This window comes from Streptomyces sp. NPDC043870 (assembly GCF_056435785.1).
The window spans coordinates 1-22,168 of record NZ_JBWKDT010000054.1 but is presented as its reverse complement, the minus strand read 5'-3'; the positions used below and the strand labels follow the sequence as shown (position 1 = coordinate 22,168).

2 protein-coding genes are annotated in these 22,168 nt (G+C 74.8%); both read left to right on the top strand.

Annotated elements, in window-relative coordinates; genetic code table 11:
* Positions 1-73: 73 nt before the first annotated feature.
* Positions 74-15,805: a type I polyketide synthase gene (locus AC0699_RS35535; RefSeq protein ID WP_478668994.1), complete on the top strand. Its 15,732-nt coding sequence runs from the start codon at positions 74-76 to the stop codon at positions 15,803-15,805.
* Positions 15,806-15,920: 115 nt separating this feature from the next.
* The coding region (locus AC0699_RS35530) for a type I polyketide synthase (RefSeq protein WP_478668991.1) at positions 15,921-22,168 on the top strand (6,248 nt) is incomplete at its 3' end.

The window sequence follows — 22,168 nt, the reverse complement described above, 5'->3', positions numbered from 1 at the left end:
ATTTCCGATGTCAATTCTCGGCTCTGCGTAAAGTTTTCCGATGCCGTCTGCTGCAAATGGGTGGTTGCGTTAAATGGCGAATGAAGAGACGCTGCGGGACTACCTGAAGCTGGTGACAGCGGATCTGCACCAGACGCGTCAACGGCTGCGGGACGTCGAGGCGAAGAACCAGGACCCCATCGCCATCGTGGGTATGGGTTGCCGCTATCCCGGCGGGGCGGCCTCGCCCGAGGAGCTGTGGCAGTTGGTCGCCGAGGGCGTGGACGCCATCACCGGTTTCCCGGCCGAGCGCGGCTGGGACATGGACACCGTCTACCACCCCGATCCCGAGCACCCGGGCACCAGCTACGCCAACCAGGGCGGCTTCGTCCGGGACTTCGCGCGCTTCGACCCCTCGCTGTTCGGGATCTCCCCGCGCGAGGCCCTCGCCATGGACCCGCAGCAGCGGCTCCTGCTGGAGACCTCCTGGGAGGCCTTCGAGCGGGCCGGCATCGACCCGACCTCGATGCGCGGCAAGCAGGTCGGCGTGTTCGTCGGCACCAGCAACCACGACTACCTGACCGCACTGCTGAGTTCCTCCGAGAACGTGGAGGGCTACCTCGGCACCGGAAACGCGGCGAGCGTGGCCTCGGGCCGGCTGTCGTACACCTTCGGTCTCGAAGGCCCGGCCGTCACCGTCGACACCGCCTGCTCCTCCTCCCTCGTCGCCCTGCACCTGGCCGTCCAGGCCCTGCGCAACGGCGAGTGCTCGATGGCCCTGGCCGGCGGCGCGACCCTGATGGCAGCCCCCGGCACGTTCATCGACTACAGCAAGCAGCGTGGCCTGGCGACCGACGGCCGCTGCAAGGCGTTCTCACCGGACGCCGACGGCTTCAGCCTCGCCGAAGGCGTCGGCGTCCTGCTCGTGGAGCGGCTCTCCGACGCCCGCCGCAAGGGCCACCGCGTCCTCGCCGTCATCCGCGGTACCGCCGTCAACCAGGACGGCGCCAGCAACGGTCTGACCGCGCCCAACGGCCCCTCCCAGCAGCGCGTCATCCTCCAGGCGCTGTCCAACGCCCGGCTCACGCCCGACCAGGTGGACGCCGTCGAGGCGCACGGCACCGGCACCGGGCTCGGCGACCCCATCGAGGCGCAGGCCATCATCGCCACCTATGGCCAGGACCGCCCCGACGGCCGGCCGCTGTGGCTGGGCTCGCTCAAGACCAACATCGGCCACGCGCAGGCCGCCGCCGGTGTCGCCGGCGTCATCAAGAGCGTCATGGCGATGCGGCACGGGGTGCTGCCGCGGACCCTGCACGTGAACGAGCCGACCCCGCACGTGGACTGGTCAGCGGGCGAGGTGTCCCTGCTCACCGAGGCGCGGCCGTGGCCGCTGCACGAGGGGCCCCGCCGGATCGGTGTCTCCTCCTTCGGCATGAGCGGCACCAACGCGCACGTGATCCTGGAGAGCGCCGAGGAGTCGGAGCCGGCGGCGGAGCCGAAGTCCGCCGAGACACGCGCCGAGGACGCTGCCGCTGTCGAGTCGACCGTCCTGCCCGTTGTCCTGTCCGGCAAGACCGAGGCCGCGCTTCGGGCGCAGGCCGCCACGCTGCAGGCCCACCTGACGGCCCAGCCCGGTCTCCGTGTCGCGGACGTCGCCTACTCCCAGGCACTCACCCGGGCCGCCCTGGACCGCCGGGCCGCGGTCGTCGCCGAGAGCCGCGACGAACTGCTGGCGGGACTCGCCGCGCTCGCCGAGGGCCGACCGTCGGCCGAGGTCGTCGAAGGGTCCGCCACCGAGGGCAAGCTGGCATTCCTGTTCACCGGACAGGGCAGCCAGCGTCTGGGCATGGGACGCGAACTCCACGAGACATACCCGGTGTTCGCCGCCGCGCTGGACGAGGTCTGCGCACACCTCGACCCGCTGCTCGAACTGCCCCTGAAGGACGTCCTGTTCGGGGCGGACGCCGGTCTGCTGGACGAGACGCGTTTCACCCAGCCGACGCTGTTCGCGGTCGAGGTGGCGCTGTTCCGGCTGGTCGAGTCCTGGGGTCTGAGGCCGGACTTCGTCGCCGGTCACTCGATCGGTGAGATCGCCGCCGCGCATGTTGCGGGTGTGTTCTCGCTGGAGGACGCGTGTGCGCTGGTGGCGGCGCGTGGTCGGCTGATGCAGGCGCTGCCGGCCGGTGGTGTGATGATCGCCGTGCAGGCCTCGGAGGGCGAGGTTAGGCCGTTGCTGACCGACCGGGTCGACGTCGCGGCGGTCAACGGCCCGCAGTCCGTGGTCATCGCCGGTGACGAGGACGCGGCGGTCGCGATCGCGGCCGAGTTCGAGGCGCGCGACCGCAAGACCAAGCGCCTTTCGGTCAGTCATGCCTTCCACTCCCCGCACATGGACGGCATGCTGGACGCCTTCCGTGAGGTCGCGCGGGGGCTGACGTACCGGGCCCCGCTCATTCCGGTCGTGTCGAACCTGACCGGCGCCCTGATAACGGACGAGATGGGCTCGGCCGACTTCTGGGTCCGGCACGTCCGCGAGGCCGTCCGCTTCCTCGACGGCATCCGCTGGCTGGAGAGCCGTGGCGTCACCGCCTACGTGGAGATCGGCCCCGGCGGGGTCCTCGCCGCCCTCGGCCAGGACTGTCAGACCGCGACCGGCCCGCGCGCCGCCGCGTTCCTGCCCGCGCTGCGCACCGGCCGCCCCGAGGCGCGGTCCCTGACCGCCGCCGTCGCCGGCGCCCACGTACGGGGTCTCTCCCCGGACTGGGCGGCGCGTTTCGCCGGGACCGGTGCGCGCCGCGTCGACCTGCCGACGTACGCCTTCCAGCGCGAGCTGTACTGGCCCCGCGACCCCTTCACCGACCTGACCGGGCCGGTCGACGGCCGTGAACTGGGCACCACCGACGCCAAGTTCTGGGAGGTCGTCGACAGCGAGGACCTGGCCGCGTTCGCCGAGACCCTCGGCGTCGACGGCGAGGAGCCGCTCAGCGGCGTGCTGCCCGCGCTCTCCGCCTGGCACCGCCGCCACCGCGACCGCGACACCGTCGCCGACTGGCGCTACCGCGTCGTCTGGAAGCCGCTTGCCGACACCGAGCCCGCGCCCCTGGCCGGCCACTGGCTGCTCGCCGTGCCCGCCGGCCACGAGGACGACCCCTGGGTCCTCGCGGCCGGCCAGGCCCTGGCCGCGCGGGGCGTCACCGTCACCCGCCTGACCGTCGACGCGACCGCCGACGACCGGGCCGCACTCGCCCACCGGATCACCGAATCGCCGGCGGGGACGGTCACCCCCGCCGGCGTGCTGTCGCTCCTCGCCTTCGACGAGCGCCAGCACCCCGAAGGCCCGGCACTGCCCGCCGGGCTCGCCGCCACGCTCGCGTTCGTCCAGGCACTGGGCGACGCGGGCGTGGAGGCCCCGCTCTGGGCCGCCACCCGGAGCGCGGTGTCCACCGGCCGCTCCGACCGGCTCAACAGCCTCGCCCAGGCATCGGTCTGGGGGCTCGGCCGGACCGCCGCCCTCGAACTGCCCGGCCGCTGGGGTGGCCTGGTCGACCTGCCGGCCACCCCCGACGAGCGGTCCACCGCCCGGCTCGCTGACGTCCTGGCCGGCCTCGGTGGCGAGGACCACCTCGCCGTGCGCTCCACCGGCGTCTTCGTCCGCCGGCTGACCCGCGCCACGCAGGAGCAGGCCGCCGACGGCGAGTGGACCACCTCCGGCACGGCCCTGGTCACCGGCGGCACGGGTGCCCTCGGCCGGCACGTGGCCCGCCGGCTCGCCCGCGCCGGTGCCGAACACCTGCTGCTGGTGAGCAGGCGCGGCCCCGCCGCCGACGGCGCGGAGGAACTCGCCGCCGAACTCCGGGAATCGGGCGCCCGGGTCACCCTCGCGGCCTGCGACGTGGCCGACCGCGAAGCCGTGGCCGAGCTGCTCGCCGGTATCCCGGCCGAGCTCCCGCTGACCACCGTCGTTCACGCCGCGGGTGTACTCGACGACGGCGTCCTCGACGCGCAGACGCCGAGCCGCCTGGTCGGCGTGATGCGCCCCAAGGCGCACGCGGCCGAGGTCCTGCACGAGCTGACCCGCGACCTGGCCCTCGACGCGTTCGTGCTCTTCTCCTCCCTCGCCGCCGTCTTCGGCGCCGCAGGGCAGGCCAACTACGCTGCCGCGAACGCCTTCCTCGACGCCCTCGCCGAGCAGCGCCGCGCGGACGGCCTGCCCGCCACCGTGATCTCCTGGGGCGCCTGGGCCGAGGACGGCATGGCCACCGACGAACTCGTCGCCGAGCGCCTGCGCTCCGCCGGTCTCCCGGCCCTCGCTCCCGAACTTGCTCTGTCCGCCATGCACCTGGCGCTCAGCCTGGACGAGACCGCCTCCCTCGTCGCCGACATCGACTGGGACCGCCTGGCGCCCGGCCTTACCGCCGTACGCGCCTGCCCGCTGATCGCCGACCTCCCCGAGGCCCGACACGCCCTCGCCGGAACCGACACCGCCGACACCGCCGGCGCCGACCCGGCGGACACCTTCGCCCGGGAGCTCGCGCAGGCACCGGCGGCCGAACGCGACGCGCTCGCCCTGGAGTTCGTCCGTACGCAGATCGCCGCCGTGCTCGGCTACCCCGGTCCCGCCTCCGTGGACCCGGCCATCGCCTTCCGGGACCTCGGCTTCGACTCGCTGACCGCGGTCGAGATCCGCAACCTCCTCACCTCCCGGACCGGGCTGCGGCTGCCCGCGACCCTGATCTTCGACTACCCCAACTCCCTCTCCCTGGCCGCCTTCCTCCAGGGTGAACTCCTGGGTGAACTCCTGGGCGACGCCGGGACGAACACGGAGCCGGCCGGTGCCGGCGCGACGCCCGCCGCCCCGGCTGCCGACGACGACGCGATCGCGATCGTCGCCATGAGCTGCCGCTTCCCCGACGGCGTGGACTCTCCGGAGCAGCTGTGGGAGCTGCTCGTCAACGGCCGCGACGCCATTTCCGGCTTCCCCGCCGACCGCGGCTGGGACCTCGACGGGCTGTACGACCCGGAGTCCGTCGCCGAGAACACCACCTACGTCCGCGAGGGCGGCTTCCTCGCCGACGCCACCGAGTTCGACCCCGCCTTCTTCGGTATCTCGCCGCGCGAGGCCCTCGCCATGGACCCGCAGCAGCGGCTGCTCCTGGAAACCTCCTGGGAGGTCTTCGAGCGGGCCGGCATCGACCCCGCCACCGTGCGGGGCGAGCGGATCGGCGTGTTCACCGGCACCAACGGCCAGGACTACCTCGACGTCATCCTCGCCGCCCCCGACGGCACCGAGGGCTTCCTCGGCACCGGCAACGCGGCCAGCGTGGTCTCCGGACGCGTCAGCTACGTCCTGGGCCTGGAAGGCCCCGCCGTCACCGTCGACACCGCCTGCTCCTCCTCGCTGGTCGCCCTGCACTGGGCGATCCAGGCGCTGCGGGCCGGCGAGTGCACCATGGCGCTCGCGGGCGGCGTGACCGTGATGTCCACCCCCGCCTCCTTCATCGACTTCAGCCGCCAGCGCGGCCTGGCGGCCGACGGCCGGATCAAGGCCTTCGCCGCCGCCGCCGACGGCACCGGCTGGGGCGAGGGCCTCGGCATGCTGCTCGTGGAGCGGCTGTCGGACGCCCGCCGGAACGGCCACCCGGTCCTCGCCCTGGTCCGCGGCTCGGCCGTGAACCAGGACGGCGCGAGCAACGGTCTCACCGCACCGAACGGCCCCTCCCAGCAGCGGGTCATCCGCCAGGCCCTGGCCAGCGCCGGCCTGTCCGCCGCGGAGGTGGACGCGGTCGAGGCCCACGGCACGGGCACCCGGCTCGGTGACCCGATCGAGGCGCAGGCCCTGCTGGCCACATACGGCCAGGATCGCGCGGACGGACAGCCCCTGCTGCTCGGCTCGATCAAGTCGAACCTCGGCCACACCCAGGCCGCCGCCGGCGTCGCCGGTGTGATCAAGATGGTGCTGGCCATGCGGCACGGAGTGCTGCCCCCCACCCTGCACGTGGACGAGCCCACCCCGCACGTCGACTGGACGGCCGGCGATGTCGCCCTGCTGACCGAGGCGGTGGAGTGGCCCGAGACCGGGCGCGCGCGCCGGGCCGGCATCTCCTCGTTCGGCATCAGCGGCACCAACGCCCACACGATCATCGAGCAGGCCCCGGAAACCGAGCCGGTCGAGCCGGTCGAGCCGGCCGGCCCGGAGGAGCCGGCGGACCGGCCGGTGCCGTGGATCCTGTCGGCCAAGACCCCGGACGCCCTGCGCGACCAGGCCCGCGGTCTGCACGTCCATGCCGCCCGCCGCCCCGACCTGCACCCGGCCGACCTCGGCCGCTCCCTGGCCCTCGGCCGCTCCGCGTTCGAACACCGCGCCGCCGTGGTGGCCGCGGACCGCGCCGGGCTGCTCGCCGGACTGGCCGCGCTCGCCGACGGCGCGCCGGCCACGGCCGCCGGGCTGGTGGAGGGCTCGCCGACCGCCGGGAAGGTCGCCTTCCTGTTCACCGGCCAGGGCAGCCAGCGCCTGGGCATGGGTCGCGAACTGTACGACGCCTACCCGGTGTTCGCGGACGCGCTGGACGCGATCTGCGCCCACCTGGACGGTCTGTTCGAACTCCCGCTGATGGACGTGCTGTTCGGCGCGGACGCGGGTCTGCTGGATGAGACGCGCTTCACCCAGCCGGCGCTGTTCGCGGTCGAGGTGGCGCTGTTCCGGCTGGTCGAGTCCTGGGGCCTGAAGCCGGACTTCCTGTCCGGTCACTCCATCGGTGAGATCGCCGCCGCACATGTGGCCGGGGTCTTCTCGCTGGAGGACGCGTGTGCCCTGGTCGCGGCGCGTGGCCGGCTGATGCAGGCGCTGCCGGCCGGCGGGGTCATGATCGCCGTCCAGGCCTCGGAGGACGAGGTCGTGGCGCTGCTCACCGAGACGGACCGCGTGAGCATTGCCGCGATCAACGGCCCGGAGTCGGTGGTCATCGCCGGTGACGAGGACGCCGCCGTCGCGATCGTGGCGGCCCTCTCCGGTCGCAAGAGCAAGCGACTGACGGTCAGTCATGCCTTCCATTCGCCGCACATGGACCCGATGTTGGAGGACTTCCGGCGGGTCGTGGACGGGCTGACGTTCGCGGTCCCGCGGATTCCGATCGTGTCGAACCTGACCGGCGCCCTGGTCACCGACGGCGAGATGGGTTCGGCCGAGTTCTGGGTCCGCCATGTCCGGGAGGCCGTCCGCTTCCTCGACGGCGTGCGCGCCCTGGAGGCCGCCGGTGTGACCACGTACGTCGAGATCGGCCCGGACGGTGTGCTGTCCGCCCTCGCCCAGGAGTGCGTCGAGCCGCACGCCGCCTTCGTTCCGGTGCTCCGCAAGGGCCGGCCCGAGGCCGAGACCGCCACCACCGCCCTCGCCCAGGCCCATGTGCATGGCGTCCGCGTCGACTGGACGGCGTACTTCTCCGGCACCGGCGCCCGGCGTGTCGACCTGCCCACCTACCCCTTCCAGCGGCAGCGCTACTGGCCCGCCGTCTCCTCCTTCTACCTGGGCGACGTCGAGGCGATCGGCCTGGACGACACCGCCCACCCGCTGCTCAGCGCCGGTGTCGCGCTGCCCGAGTCCGACGGCATGGTCTTCGCCGGCCGCCTCGCCCTGTCCACCCACCCCTGGCTGGCCGACCACGCCGTCCTCGGTAACGTCCTGCTGCCCGGCACGGCCTTCGTGGAGCTCGCGACCCGCGCCGGTGACCAGCTCGGCTGCGACCACCTCGAAGAACTCACCCTCGAGGCGCCCCTGGTGCTGACCGAGGGCGGCGGAGTCCAGCTGCGCGTCTGGGTCGGAGCCGCCGACGAGGCCGGTCGCCGGCCGTTCGCCCTGCACTCCCGCCTCGAGGGACCGGCCGCCGAGGAGCCGTGGACCCGGCACGCCGCCGGTGTACTCGCCGAAGCCGGCCGCCCCGCCGCCGACTTCGAGCTGACCGCCTGGCCCCCGGCCGGCGCCACCGAGGTGCCGCTCGACGGCCGCTACGAGGCGCTCGACGCCATCGGCTTCGCCTACGGCCCCACCTTCCGCGGCCTGCGCACGGCATGGCAGCTCGACGGCGCCGTCTACGCCGAGGTCAGCCTGCCCGAGGGCACCGAGGACCAGGCCGGCCGCTTCGGCCTGCACCCCGCGCTGCTCGACGCCGCCCTGCACGCCATCGGACTCGGCGGCATCGGCGCCGACGACGGCCAGGGCCGGCTGCCGTTCGCCTGGACCGGTGTCTCGCTGTACGCGGGCGGGGCGGGCGCGCTGCGCGTCCGCCTCACTCCGGCCGGCGCCGAAAGCGTCCGACTGGAGATCGCCGACGCCGCCGGCGCCCCGGTCGCGGCCGTCGAATCGCTCGGCCTGCGCCCAGTGACCGCCGACCAACTGCGCGCCGCACGCGCCACGTACCACGAGTCCGTGTTCCGCCGGCAGTGGACCGAACTCACCGGCCTCGACACCCCGGGCACCGCCCCCACCCCCCGGTACGCCCTCCTCGGCGACCCGCACGCGGCCCCGGTCCCCGCGGACGCCGACCGCTACGCGGACCTGGCGGCGCTGGCCGCCGCGGTCGACGCCGGGGCGCCCGTCCCGGACGAGGTCCTCGTCCCGCTCGCACCCACGCCCGCACCTGTCGCCGCCGCGGCCGTGCACGACGCCGCGCACGACGCGCTCGCCCTCCTCCAGGGGTGGCTCGCCGACGAGCGGTTCGCCGCCGCCCGACTGGTGTTCGTCACCCGCGGCGCGGTGGCCGCGGCACCGGACGAGGACGTCACCGACCTCGCCGCCGCCACCGTGTGGGGCCTGCTGGGGTCCGCGCAGACCGAGAACCCCGGCCGGATCGCGCTCATCGACATGGCCGCGGACGGTGCGGACGATGCGGACGCCGCTGCCCTGCGCGCCGCGCTCGGCTCCGACGAGGAGCGGTTCGCCCTGCGCGACGCCGCCGTCCTCGTCCCGCGCCTCGCCCGCGTCGAGACGGGAGCCCTCCGGGACGACCACGCCCCGGCCTTCGGCCCCGACGGCACGGTGCTGATCACCGGCGCCACCGGCGCGCTGGGCGGGCTGATCGCCCGTCACCTGGCCACCGCCCACGGAGTGCGCCGCCTGCTGCTCGTCGGCCGCCGCGGCGCCGACGCCCCCGGTACGGCCGAACTCACCGCCAAACTCGCCGAGTCGGGCGCCGAGGCCACCTGGGCCGCCTGTGACGTGGCCGACCGGGACGCCCTCGCCGCACTGCTCGCGGGCATCCCCGCCGAGCACCCGCTCACGGCGGTCGTGCACACCGCCGGTGTCCTCGACGACGGCATCATCTCGTCGCTGACCCCCGACCGGCTGTCGGCCGTCCTGCGGCCCAAGGTGGACGCGGCCTGGAACCTGCACGAGCTGACCCGCGAGCTCGACCTGTCGGCGTTCGTGCTCTTCTCCTCCACCTCCGGCCTGTTCGGCGGTCCCGGCCAGGGCAACTACGCCGCCGCCAACTCCTGCCTGGACGCCCTCGCCCAGCACCGCCGTGCCCACGGCCTGCCGGCCTCCGCGCTCGCCTGGGGCCTGTGGTCCGTCGCCGAGGGCATGGCCGGGACCCTGGACGCCGCTGACGTCAATCGCATGCGCCGGGCCGGCCTGCCCCCGCTGACCGCCGCCGAAGGCCTGGAGCTGTTCGACACCGCAGTCTCCCTCGACGACGCCTCCGTGGCCCTGATGCGCGTGGACACCGAAGCCCTGCGCCCCCAGGCGGCCGCGGGCACGATCGCCCCGCTGCTGCGTGGCCTCGTACGCGGTGTCGCCCGCCGGTCGGTCGACGCGGCGGCCGGTGCCACCGGGCCCGAGTCCGGGCCGCGGGCCCGCCTGGCCGGATTGTCCGTGGCCGAGCAGGACCGCGCGCTGCTGGACCTGGTCCGTACGCAGGTCGCGGCCGTACTCGGACACGCCGGCCCCGCCGCCGTCGAGTCCGGGCGGGCCTTCAAGGAGCTGGGCTTCGACTCGCTCACCGCGGTGGAGCTCCGCAACCGGCTGAACGCCGCCACCGCCCTGCGCCTGCCCGCCACTCTCATCTTCGACTACCCGGACCCGACCGTACTCGCCCGCCACCTGCGTACCGAGCTGTTCGGCGACGGGGACGGGGACGGCTCCGGGGACACGGACGGGGTCCCGGCCACCGGCACCGCCGCCGGGTCCGCCCTGCCCGCGTCCACGGCAGGCGAGGACGACGAGCCCATCGCCATCGTCGCGATGAGCTGCCGCTACCCCGGTGACGTCCGCACCCCTGAGGACCTCTGGCAGCTCCTCACGGCCGGCGAGGACGGCATCACCCGCCTCCCCGAGAACCGCGGCTGGGACACCGAGGCCCTCTACCACCCCGACCCCGAGCACCCGGGCACCTCGTACGCACGCGAGGGCGGATTCCTGCACGACGCCGCCGAGTTCGACGCCTCCTTCTTCGGCATCTCGCCGCGCGAGGCCCTCGCCATGGACCCGCAGCAGCGGCTGCTGCTGGAGACCACCTGGGAGGTCTTCGAACGGGCCGGCATCGCCCCGTCCTCGGTGCGCGGCACGCGTACCGGCGTCTTCGCCGGCGTCATGTACCACGACTACGGCGCCCGCCTGCACGCCGTGCCCGACGGCGTCGAGGGCTACCTCGGCACCGGCAGCTCCAGCAGCATCGTCTCCGGCCGCGTCGCCTACACCTTCGGCCTGGAGGGCCCGGCGGTCACCGTCGACACCGCCTGCTCCTCCTCGCTGGTCGCCCTGCACCTCGCCGCGCAGGCGCTGCGCAACGGCGAATGCTCCCTCGCCCTGGCGGGCGGTGTGACCGTGATGTTCACCCCGGGCACCTTCATCGAGTTCAGCCGGCAGCGCGGGCTGGCCGCCGACGGCCGCTGCAAGTCCTTCGCCGCCGCCGCCGACGGCACCGGCTGGGGCGAGGGTGCGGGCATGCTCCTGCTGGAGCGGCTCTCCGACGCCCGCCGCAACGGCCACCAGGTCCTCGCCCTCGTGCGCGGCTCCGCCGTCAACCAGGACGGTGCCTCCAACGGCCTGACCGCGCCCAACGGTCCCTCCCAGCAGCGGGTCATCCGGCAGGCCCTGGCCGACGCCCGACTCACCGCGGCCGAAGTGGACGTGGTCGAGGCGCACGGCACCGGCACGACCCTCGGCGACCCCATCGAGGCGCAGGCCCTGCTGGCCACCTACGGCCGCGAGCACCCCGAGGACCAGCCGCTGCTGCTCGGCTCGGTCAAGTCCAACATCGGGCACACCCAGGCCGCCGCCGGTGTCGCCGGCGTGATCAAGATGGTCATGGCCATGCGGCACGGCATCGTGCCCAAGACACTGCACGTGGACGAGCCCACCCCGCACGTCGACTGGTCGGCCGGAGCCGTCTCCCTCCTCACCGAGCAGGTGGAGTGGCCCGAGACGGGCCGCCCGCGCCGCGCCGGCGTCTCCTCCTTCGGCATCAGCGGGACCAACGCGCACGCCGTCATCGAGCAGGCCCCGCAGCCGGACGAGGCTCCCGAGCCCGACCCGGTCCCGCGCCCGGAGGGGCCCGACGCCCGGCCGGAGCTTCTGCCGGAGCGCCGGCCGGAGTTCCTGCCGGTGGTCGTGTCGGGCCGGGGTGAGGTCGCGCTGCGCGCCCAGGCCCGCCGGCTGCACACCCACGTCCACAACGACCCCGAGCTGCACACCGCCGACCTCGCCTTCTCCCTGGCGACCACCCGCTCGGCCCTGGAGCAGCGCGCCGCGCTGGTGGCCGCGGACCGCGCGGAGCTGCTCCGCGGCCTGGACGCGCTGGCCCGCGGCGAGGACGCGGCCGGACTGGTGCGGGGCACCGCCCGCGAGCACCAGGTGGCGTTCCTGTTCACCGGGCAGGGCAGCCAGCGTCTCGGCATGGGCCGCGAACTCCACGACGCCTACCCGGACTTCGCGGAGGCCCTGGACGAGATCTGCGCCGAACTCGACCGTCACCTCGAACTCCCGTTGAAGCAGGTGCTGTTCGGCACCGACACCGGCCTGCTGGACCGCACCGAGTACACGCAGCCCGCCCTCTTCGCCGTCGAGGTGGCGCTGTTCCGGCTGCTGACGGGCTGGGGCCTGCGCCCCGACGTGCTGGCCGGACACTCCATCGGCGAGATCACCGCCGCGCACGTCGCCGGCGTCCTCACCCTCCAGGACGCCGCCGAACTGGTCGCCGCTCGTGGCCGGCTGATGCAGGAGCTGCCCGCCGGCGGGGTGATGATCGCGGTCCAGGCCGCGGAGGACGAGGTCCTGCCGCTGCTGACCGACCGGGTGAGCATCGCCGCGGTCAACGGCCCGCGCTCGGTGGTCGTCGCCGGTGACGAGGACGCGACGGTCGCGGTCGCCCAGGCCTTCGAGGAGCGGGGCCGCAAGACCAAGCGCCTCGCCGTCAGCCACGCCTTCCACTCCCCGCACATGGACGGCATGCTGGCCGACTTCCGCAAGGTCGCCGAGGGCCTGGTCTACGAGGCCCCGCGCATCCCCGTCGTCTCGCTGCTCACCGGTGCCCCGGTCACCGACGAGATGGGCTCCGCGGACTTCTGGGTGCGGCACGTCCGCGAGGCGGTCCGCTTCCTCGACGGCGTCCGCGCCCTGGACGCGACCGGCGTGACGGCGTACGTCGAACTCGGCCCCGACGGAACCCTGTCCGCGCTGGTCCAGGACTGCCTCACAGACGGCGACGGCGACGGTGACGGCCAGGGCGACGGCGGCGGCGCCGAGGTCGCCGAGTCGGCGCTCTGCCTGCCCCTGCTCCGCAAGGGCCGCCCCGAGGCCGAGGTGCTCTCCGGCGCGCTCGCCCGGGCCCACGTCCACGGCATCGCCCTCGACTGGCCCGCGTACCTCGCCGGCAGCGGAGCCCGCCGCGTGGACCTGCCCACCTACGCCTTCCAGCGCAAGCGCTACTGGCTCGACGTCGGCGTCTCCGTCGAGGACGTGCTGGCCGCCGGCCTGGAGATCGCCGGCCACCCGCTGCTCGGCGCCACGCTCCCGCTGCCCGCCTCCGGCGGGCTGGTCCTCACCGGCCGCCTCGCCCTCTCCACCCACCCCTGGCTCACCGACCACACGGTCATGGACACCGTGCTGCTGCCCGGCACCGCTTTCGTCGAACTGGCCCTGCGGGCAGGCGCCGAGGTCGGTTGCGACACCGTCGAGGAGCTGGCCATCGAGGCCCCGCTCACCCTCGCCGACCAGGGCGCCGTACAGCTCCAGCTGGCCGTCGACGCCCCCGACGAGGCGGGCCGGCGCACGCTGACCCTGCACTCCCGCCCGGCCGACGCCCCGGCCCACGAGCCGTGGACCCGGCACGCCACTGGCGTCCTCGCCCCCGCCGGGCCGGCCCGCGCCTTCGACCTGGCCCCGTGGCCGCCGACCGGAGCCGAACCCGTGCCCGTCGACGGCTTCTACCCGGCCGCGGCCGCCGCCGGCCTCGGCTACGGGCCGGTGTTCCAGGGACTGCGCGCCGCCTGGCGCCGCGAGGGCGAACTCTTCGCCGAGGTCGCGCTCGACGAGGCGTACGAGAGCGACGCCGCCGGCTACGGCGTGCACCCGGCGCTCCTCGACGCCGCCCTCCATGCCATCGGCCTCGCCGCGCCCGACGCCACCGAGACCACCGGGACCACCGAGGGCGCGCGACTGCCCTTCGCCTGGACCGGCGTACGGCTGCACGCGACCGGCGCGACCGCCCTGCGGGTCCGGATCACGTCCGACTCCGGTGCCGTGGCCCTGGACGTCGCCGACTCCACCGGCGCCCCGGTGGCCTCGGTGGAATCCCTGGTCCTGCGCCCGGTGTCCGCCGACCGACTCGGCGACGGCCGCACCGCGCACCACGAGTCCCTGTTCGGCGTGGAATGGGCGAGGCTGCCCCTCACCGCCGGCCCGGTGCCCGCCGGTGAACGGTGGGCCGTGCTGAGCGGCGAGGACCAGGCCGGCTTCCGGATCGGCGGCGCGCCGCTCGACGCCCATCCCCACCTCGGCGCCCTGCGCGAGGCACTCGCCGCGGGCGCCCCGGCCCCGGACGTGGTCATCGTGCCGCTGGCCGGCACGGCCGGCGCCGGCGGCCGGGCCGCCGCCGCCCGCACCGCCGCCCACCAGGCGCTCGCCCTGGTCCAGGAGTGGCTGGCCGAGGAGCGCCTCGACGCCGCCCGGCTGGTCCTGCTGACCCAGGGCACGATCGCCGCCGTACCGGGGGAGCACGTCACCGACCTGGCCCACGCCCCGGTCTGGGGCCTGGTGCGCTCGGCGCAGTCGGAGAACCCCGGCCGGTTCGTCCTCGCCGACACCGACGGCTCCGACGCCGCCCTCGGCCTGCTGCCCGCCGCCCTCGCCGGCGACGAGCCGCAGCTGGCCCTGCGGTCGGGCGAGGCGTACGCCTTCCGGCTGCGCCGCATCGCCACCACCTCCGCACCGGACACGGGCACGAGCACGGGCTCGGCCCTCCCGCCGATCGACACCACCGGGACCGTCCTCGTCACCGGCGCCGGCGGCACCCTCGGCGGGCTCTTCGCCCGCCACATGGTCGACGCCCACGGGGTACGGAACCTGCTGCTGCTCAGCCGCAGCGGCGACGCGGCGCCCGGTGCCGCCGACCTGACGCGAGCGCTGCGCGCCGCCGGCGCGGACGTCACCTGGGCGGCGTGCGACCTCGCCGACCGGGAGGCCCTGGCCGCCGTACTGGCCGCCGTACCGGCCGACCGGCCGCTGACCGCGGTCATCCACGCGGCCGGGGTGCTCGACGACGGCATCATCGACTCCCTCACCCCCGAACGCCTCGACACCGTCCTGCGGCCCAAGGTCGACGCGGGCTGGAACCTGCACGAGCTGACCGAGGGTCACCAGCTCTCCGCGTTCGTGCTGTTCTCCTCGGTCGCCGGCTGCTTCGGCGCCCCCGGCCAGGCCAACTACGCCGCCGCCAACGCCTTCCTGGACGCCCTCGCCCAGCATCGCGCGGCCCGCGGCCTGCCCGCGAGCTCCCTCGCCTGGGGTCTGTGGGCCACCGCGGACGGCATGGCGGGCGCCCTCGACGAGGCCGACCTCACCCGGATGGCGCGCGCCGGAGTCACCGGCCTCGCCCCCGAGGAGGGCCTGGCCCTTTTCGACACCTCCCGCACCCTGGCGGACGCCGTCCTCGTCCCCATGCGGATCGAACCGGCCATCCTGCGAGCCCAGGCCGCCGACGGCACCCTGCCACCGCTGCTGCGCGGACTCGTACGCACCCCCGCGCGCCGGGCCGCCCCCGCCGCGACCCGGGCCGGCTCCGGCTCCCGGCCGACCGCTGAACCGGCGGGCTCCCTCAAGGAGCGGCTGGCGGGCCTGACCCCCGCCGAGCGCGACCAGACGCTGAACGACCTGGTCCGCGGCCAGGTGGCCGCGGTCCTCGGCCACGGCACGGCCGACGACGTCGACGCCGGCCGAGGCTTCCTCGACCTGGGCTTCGACTCGCTGACCGCCGTCGACCTGCGCAACCGGCTCACCGCCGCCTCCGGGCTGCGGCTGCCCGTCACGCTGGTCTTCGACTACCCGTCGCCGGCGGCGCTCGCCGCGTACATCGGGGAGCGGCTCGGCCAGGACGACACCGGCCGCCGGTCCGTCCACACGGAACTCGACAAGCTCGAATCGATCCTGGCGGCCGTCGCCCCCGACGACGTCGAACGCGCGGGCATCACCGCCCGGCTGCGAGACCTTCTGGCGAAGTGGAATGACACGCACAGTGCACAGGCACCGGACAGCGCCGCCGAAGAGCGGGACATCCAGGCCGCCACGGCTGACGAGCTCTTCGACCTCCTCGACGACGAACTCGGCCTGTCCTGACCGCCGCCCACCAGGGACGGTCACGACACCTCCGGCACCTGCGACGACTGTGACGCCTCGAATGACCACTTTGACGACTCTGACCACTTCGAGCACGGGGATGGCGTAAGACATGGTGAACGAGGAGAAGTACCTCGATTACCTCAAGCGGGCGACGGCCGATCTCCGCGAGGCGCGGCGCCGGCTGCGCGAGGTGGAGGAGCGGGACCAGGAGCCGATCGCGGTCGTGGCGATGAGTTGCCGCTACCCCGGGGGCATCGACACCCCCGAGGCCCTGTGGGAGCTCGTCGCGCGCGGCGGGGACGCCGTCACGCCGTACCCCGCCGACCGGGGCTGGCCCGCGGAGGTGCTCTTCGACCCCGATCCGGAGAGCGGCATCGAGGCGTACGAGCAGGTCGGCGGATTCCTGCACGAGGCCCACCACTTCGACCCGGCGTTCTTCGGGATCTCCCCGCGCGAGGCCCTCGCCATGGACCCGCAGCAGCGGCTCCTGCTGGAGACCTCCTGGGAGGCCTTCGAGCGCGCCGGCATCGACCCGGCCTCGCTGCGCGGCAGCCGCACCGGCGTCTTCGCCGGCCTGATGTACCACGACTACGCCGCACGGCTGTTCAGCGTCCCCGAGGAGGTCGAGGGCTTCCTCGGCAACGGCAGCTCCGGCAGCATCGCCTCCGGCCGGGTCGCCTACACCCTCGGCCTGGAGGGCCCGGCGGTCACCGTCGACACGGCGTGCTCCTCCTCGCTCGTCGCCGTGCACCTCGCCGTCCAGGCGCTGCGCGGCGGCGAGTGCACCCTCGCCCTCGCCGGCGGTGTCACGGTCATGTCGACCCCGGGCACCTTCACCGAGTTCAGCCGCCACCGCGGGCTGGCCGGCGACGGCCGCTGCAAGTCCTTCGCCGCCGCCGCCGACGGCACCGGCTGGGGCGAGGGCGCCGGCATGCTCGTCCTCGAACGACTCTCCGTCGCCCGCGCCAACGGCCACCCCGTCCTCGCCGTCATCCGCGGCTCCGCCGTCAACCAGGACGGCGCCAGCAGCGGTCTGACCGCGCCCAACGGCCCCTCCCAGCAGCGCGTCATCCGCGAGGCGCTCGCCGGTGCCCGGCTCTCGCCCACCCAGATCGACGTTGTGGAGGCCCACGGCACGGGTACGACGCTCGGCGACCCGATCGAGGCGCAGGCGCTGCTCGCCACCTACGGGCAGGACCGCCCGGAGGACCGGCCGCTGCTGCTCGGCTCCATCAAGTCCAACATCGGGCACACCCAGGCCGCCGCCGGCGTCGCCGGGATCATCAAGATGGTCATGGCGATGCGCCACGGCGCCCTGCCCCGGACCCTGCACGTGGACGAGCCCACGCCGAACGTGGACTGGTCGGAGGGCGCCGTCCGGCTGCTCACCGAGGCCGCGCCCTGGCCCGAGACCGGCGCGCCCCGCCGCGCGGGCGTCTCCTCGTTCGGCATCAGCGGCACCAACGCCCACACCATCATCGAGCAGGCCCCGGCTCCTGAATCGGCTCCGGAAACGGCTCCGGAACCCGCCTCGGCCCCGGACGCCGCCGCGCCCCTCGCCCCCGTGCCGCCGCTGTGGAACCTGTCGGCGAAGTCGCCGGCCGCCCTGCGCGCCCAGGCCGAGAAGCTGCGCGCGCACCTCACCGCCCACCCCGGGCCCCGCGCCGGGGACATCGCCTACTCGCTCGCGAGCGGACGCACCGACTTCGAGCACCGGGCGGTCCTCACGGCCGACGAGCCGGGCCTGGCCCGCGCGCTGGCGGCCCTGGCCGAACTGGGCCCGGAGGAAACGGCCCCGGGCGTCACCCGCGGCCGACCGGTCGCCGGCAAGTCGGCGTTCCTGTTCACCGGGCAGGGCAGCCAGCGTCTGGGCATGGGACGCGAACTCAACGAGACATACCCGGTGTTCGCCGCCGCACTCGACGAGGTGTGCCGCCACTTCGAACTGCCGCTGCGTGAGGTGGTGTTCGGGACGGACGCCAGTCTGCTGGACCGCACCGAGTGCGCCCAGCCGGCGCTGTTCGCGGTCGAGGTGGCGCTGTTCCGGCTCCTCGAATCGTGGGGTGTGAGGCCGGACTTCGTCGCCGGTCACTCCATCGGTGAGATCGCCGCCGCGCATGTGGCGGGTGTGTTCTCGCTGGAGGACGCGTGCGCCTTGGTCTCGGCGCGTGGTCGGCTGATGCAGGCGCTGCCGGCCGGTGGTGTGATGATTGCCGTCCAGGCTTCGGAGGACGAGGTTCGGCCGCTGCTGACCGACCGCGTGAGCATCGCGGCGGTCAACGGCCCGCAGGCCGTGGTCGTGGCCGGTGACGAGGACGCGGCGGTCGCGATCGCGGCCGAGTTCGAGACGCAGGGCCGCAAGACCAAGCGCCTTACGGTCAGTCATGCCTTCCACTCCCCGCACATGGACGGCATGCTGGACGCCTTCCGCGAGGTCGCGCGGGGGCTGACGTACCAGGCCCCGCGTGTTCCGGTCGTGTCGAACCTGACCGGCGCCCTGGTCACGGACGAGATGGGCTCGGCCGAGTTCTGGGTCCGGCACGTCCGGGAGGCCGTCCGCTTCCTCGACGGCATACGCGCCCTCGCCGACCGCAACGTCGTCCACTTCGTCGAGATCGGCCCGGACGCCGTCCTCTCGGCCCTCGCGCCGGCATGCCTGCCGGAGAACGCCGAGGACACGGCCGCCTTCGTGCCCCTGCTGCGGGCAGGCCGCCCCGAGACCGAGACGCTGACCGGCGCCCTCGCCCGGCTGCACGTGCGCGGCGCGGCCGTCGACTGGGCCGCCTACTACGCCGGCACCGGCTTCGAGCGCGTCGACCTGCCCACCTACGCCTTCCAGCGCGAGCCGTACTGGCTCGACGCCGGACGCCCCCCGGGTGACGTCTCAGCGGCAGGCCTGGGCACCGCCGGTCACCCGCTCCTCGGCGCCGCCGTCGCACTCGCCGACCTCGACGGCTTCCTGTACACCGGCCGGCTCTCGCTGGACACCCACCCGTGGCTCGCGGACCACGCCGTCATGGGTTCGGCCGTACTGCCCGGCAGTGCCTTCGTCGAGCTCGCCATCCGGGCCGGCGATCAGGTCGGCTGCGACCTCCTCGAGGAACTCACCCTGCACGCCCCGCTCGTCCTCCCCGAGCATGGCGGCGTCCAGGTGCAGCTCTGGGTGGGCGCCCCCGACGCCACCGGCCGCCGCCCCCTCGGCGTGCACTCCCGCCCCGAGCCCGCGGCCGACGGCTCCGACGCCGACAAGGCGGAGCCGGCGTGGACCCGGCACGCGGAAGGCGTCCTCGCGGTCGGCGCCCCGCAGCCGTCCTTCGCCCCCGAGACCTGGCCGCCGGCTGACGCCACACCCCTGCCCGTCGACGAGCTGTACGCCGGGCTCGCGGCCGCCGGACTCCACTACGGGCCCGCCTTCCAGGGCGTCCGCGCGGCCTGGTCGACCGCCGAGGCGACCTACGTGGAGATCGAGGGGGCCGACGAACAGCGCCCCGACACGGCCCTGTTCGGCCTGCACCCCGCACTGCTCGACGCCGCCCTGCACACCATCGGCCTGGCCGGGCTCGTCGAGAACACCGGGAGTGGCCGACTGCCCTTCTCCTGGACCGGCGTGGCCCTGCACGCCGTCGGCGCCGCCACGCTCCGCGTACGCCTCACGCAGGCCGGACCGGACGCTGTGTCCCTGGCCCTCGCCGACGGCACCGGACAGCCCGTCGCCGACATCGCCGCGCTCACGCTGCGCACCGTCTCCGCGGAGCAGTTGCACGCCGCGACGGGCGGCCCGCACGACCACCTGTTCCACGTCGCGTGGACCCCGCTGGCCTTGTCCGACACGGCCGATGCGGCTGACGCAGGTCCCCTGGTGCTGGACGGCCCGGACGCCGTGGACGCGCTCGAAGCCGCCCTCGACGCTGCCCTCGACGCGGGCGCCGATGCCGACCGGCCCGTGCCGGGCACCGTTCTCGTACGCCTCCCCGTCGAACCCGAGCTCACCCCCGAGGCCGTCCACACGGCCACGCACGGCACGCTCCGGCTGCTGCGGCGCTGGCTCGCCGACGACCGGCTCACCGACAGCCGGCTCGTCCTCCTGACCCGGGGCTCGGTCGCCGTCCGCACCGGCGACCGCGTACCCGACCCCGTTCACGCCGCCGTCTGGGGCCTGGTGCGTTCCGCGCAGTCCGAGCACCCGGGCCGCTTCGTCCTCGTCGACAGCGATGTGCCCCCGGCCGAGCTGTCCCCGACCGTCCTGCACGCCGCCCTCGCCTGCCCGGAGCCGCAGCTCGCCCTGCGCGAGGGCACCGCGCACGCACCCCGACTGGCCAGGGTCCCCTCCGGCACCGGCAGCCCGGCCGAGGCACCCGCGTACGAGCCCGAAGGCACCGTCCTGGTCACCGGGGCCGCCGGCACCCTCGGCCGACTCGTCGCCCGCCACCTCGTGGCCGTGCGCGGCGTACGGCACCTGCTGCTGCTGAGCCGCCGCGGCGACACCGCGCCCGGGGCCGCCGAGCTCACGCGCGAGCTGACCGAACTCGGCGCCGAGGTCACCTGGACGGCGTGCGACGCCGCCGACCGGGAGGCGCTCGCCGCCGCCCTGGCCGGCATTCCCACCGCCCATCCGCTCCGCGCGGTGGTCCACACCGCCGGTGTCCTCGACGACGGCGTGATCGAGTCGCTCACCCCCGAACGCCTCGACTCCGTCCTGCGGCCCAAGGCCGGCGCGGCCCTCCACCTCCACGAGTTGACCCGCGAACTCGACCTGTCGGCGTTCGTGCTCTTCTCCTCGGCCGCCGGTGTGTTCGGCGCGCCCGGCCAGGGCAACTACGCCGCGGCCAACTCCTTCCTGGACGCCCTCGCCCAGCACCGCCGAGCCCAGGGCCTCCCGGCCGTCTCCCTGGCCTGGGGCCTGTGGGAGGACACCGAGGGCATGGCCGGGTCCCTGGACCAGGCCGATCTGGAGCGGATGAAGCGCGGCGGCGTGCACGGACTCACCGCCGCCGACGGCCTCGCCCTCCTCGACCTGGCCGACGCCCTCGCCGCGACCGACACTGACACCGACACTGACACCGACACAGGCGCCGACACCGACACAGGCGCCGGCACGGGCGCGCTGCTCGTGCCGATGCGGCTGACCCTGCCCGCCGCCGGCACCCCCGTGGCCCCGCTGCTGCGCGGGCTGGTCCGTACCCCCGTACGGCGCTCCGCCGCGGCCGCCGGCGCTGCCGGGCCGGAGCTGTCCGCGCTCGAACAGCGCCTGCTCGGCCTCGACGCCGCCGGGAGGGAGCAGCTGCTCCTCGACCTCGTCCGCGGGCACGTCGCCGATGTGCTCGGCCACGGCAGCCCGGACGCCGTCGAGCCCGAACACGCCTTCAGCGAGCTGGGCTTCGACTCCCTCACCGCCGTCGAACTCCGCAACCGCCTGGGCGCGGCCGTCGGCCGCCGACTGCCCGCCACGCTGGTCTTCGACTACCCGACCTCCCTCGTCCTCGCCCGCCACCTGGCCGCCGAACTCGGCGCGGACCAGGCCACCACCTCCGTCCCCGCCTCCGCGGCCACTGCCGCGCACGGGCCCGGCGGCGACGATCCGATCGCCATCGTGGCGATGAGCTGCCGTTACCCCGGCGGGGTCACCACTCCCGAGGAACTGTGGCGGCTGCTGGACAGCGGCGGCGACGCCATCACCGGCTTCCCCACCGACCGGGGTTGGGACGTCGAGGCCCTGTACCACCCCGACCCCGACCACCCCGGCACCTCGTACACCCGCCACGGCGGCTTCCTGCACGACGCCGCCGGGTTCGACCCGACGTTCTTCGGGATCAGCCCGCGCGAGGCGGTCGGCACCGACCCCCAGCAGCGCCTGCTGCTGGAGACCACCTGGGAGGCCTTCGAGCGGGCCGGCATCGACCCCGCCTCCGTGCGCGGCAGCCGGACCGGCGTCTTCGCCGGTGTGATGTACCACGATTACGCCGCCCTGCTGGAGGGCTCGGCTGACGGTGCCGACGGCTCGCTGGGCTCCGGCAGTACGGGGAGCATCGCCTCGGGGCGCGTCTCGTACACCTTCGGCCTCGAAGGCCCGGCCGTCACCATCGACACCGCCTGTTCCTCCTCGCTGATCGCCCTGCACATGGCGGTCCAGGCCCTGCGCACCGGCGAGTGCGACCTGGCGCTGGCCGGCGGTGTCACCGTGATGGCCACCCCGGGCACGTTCGTCGGCTTCAGCCGGCAGCGCGGCCTGTCGGTCGACGGCCGCTGCCGCGCCTTCTCGGCCGATGCCGACGGTACTGGGTGGGGTGAGGGTGTCGGCATGCTGCTCGTGGAGCGGCTGTCCGATGCCCGTCGCAACGGTCACCCGGTGCTGGCCGTGGT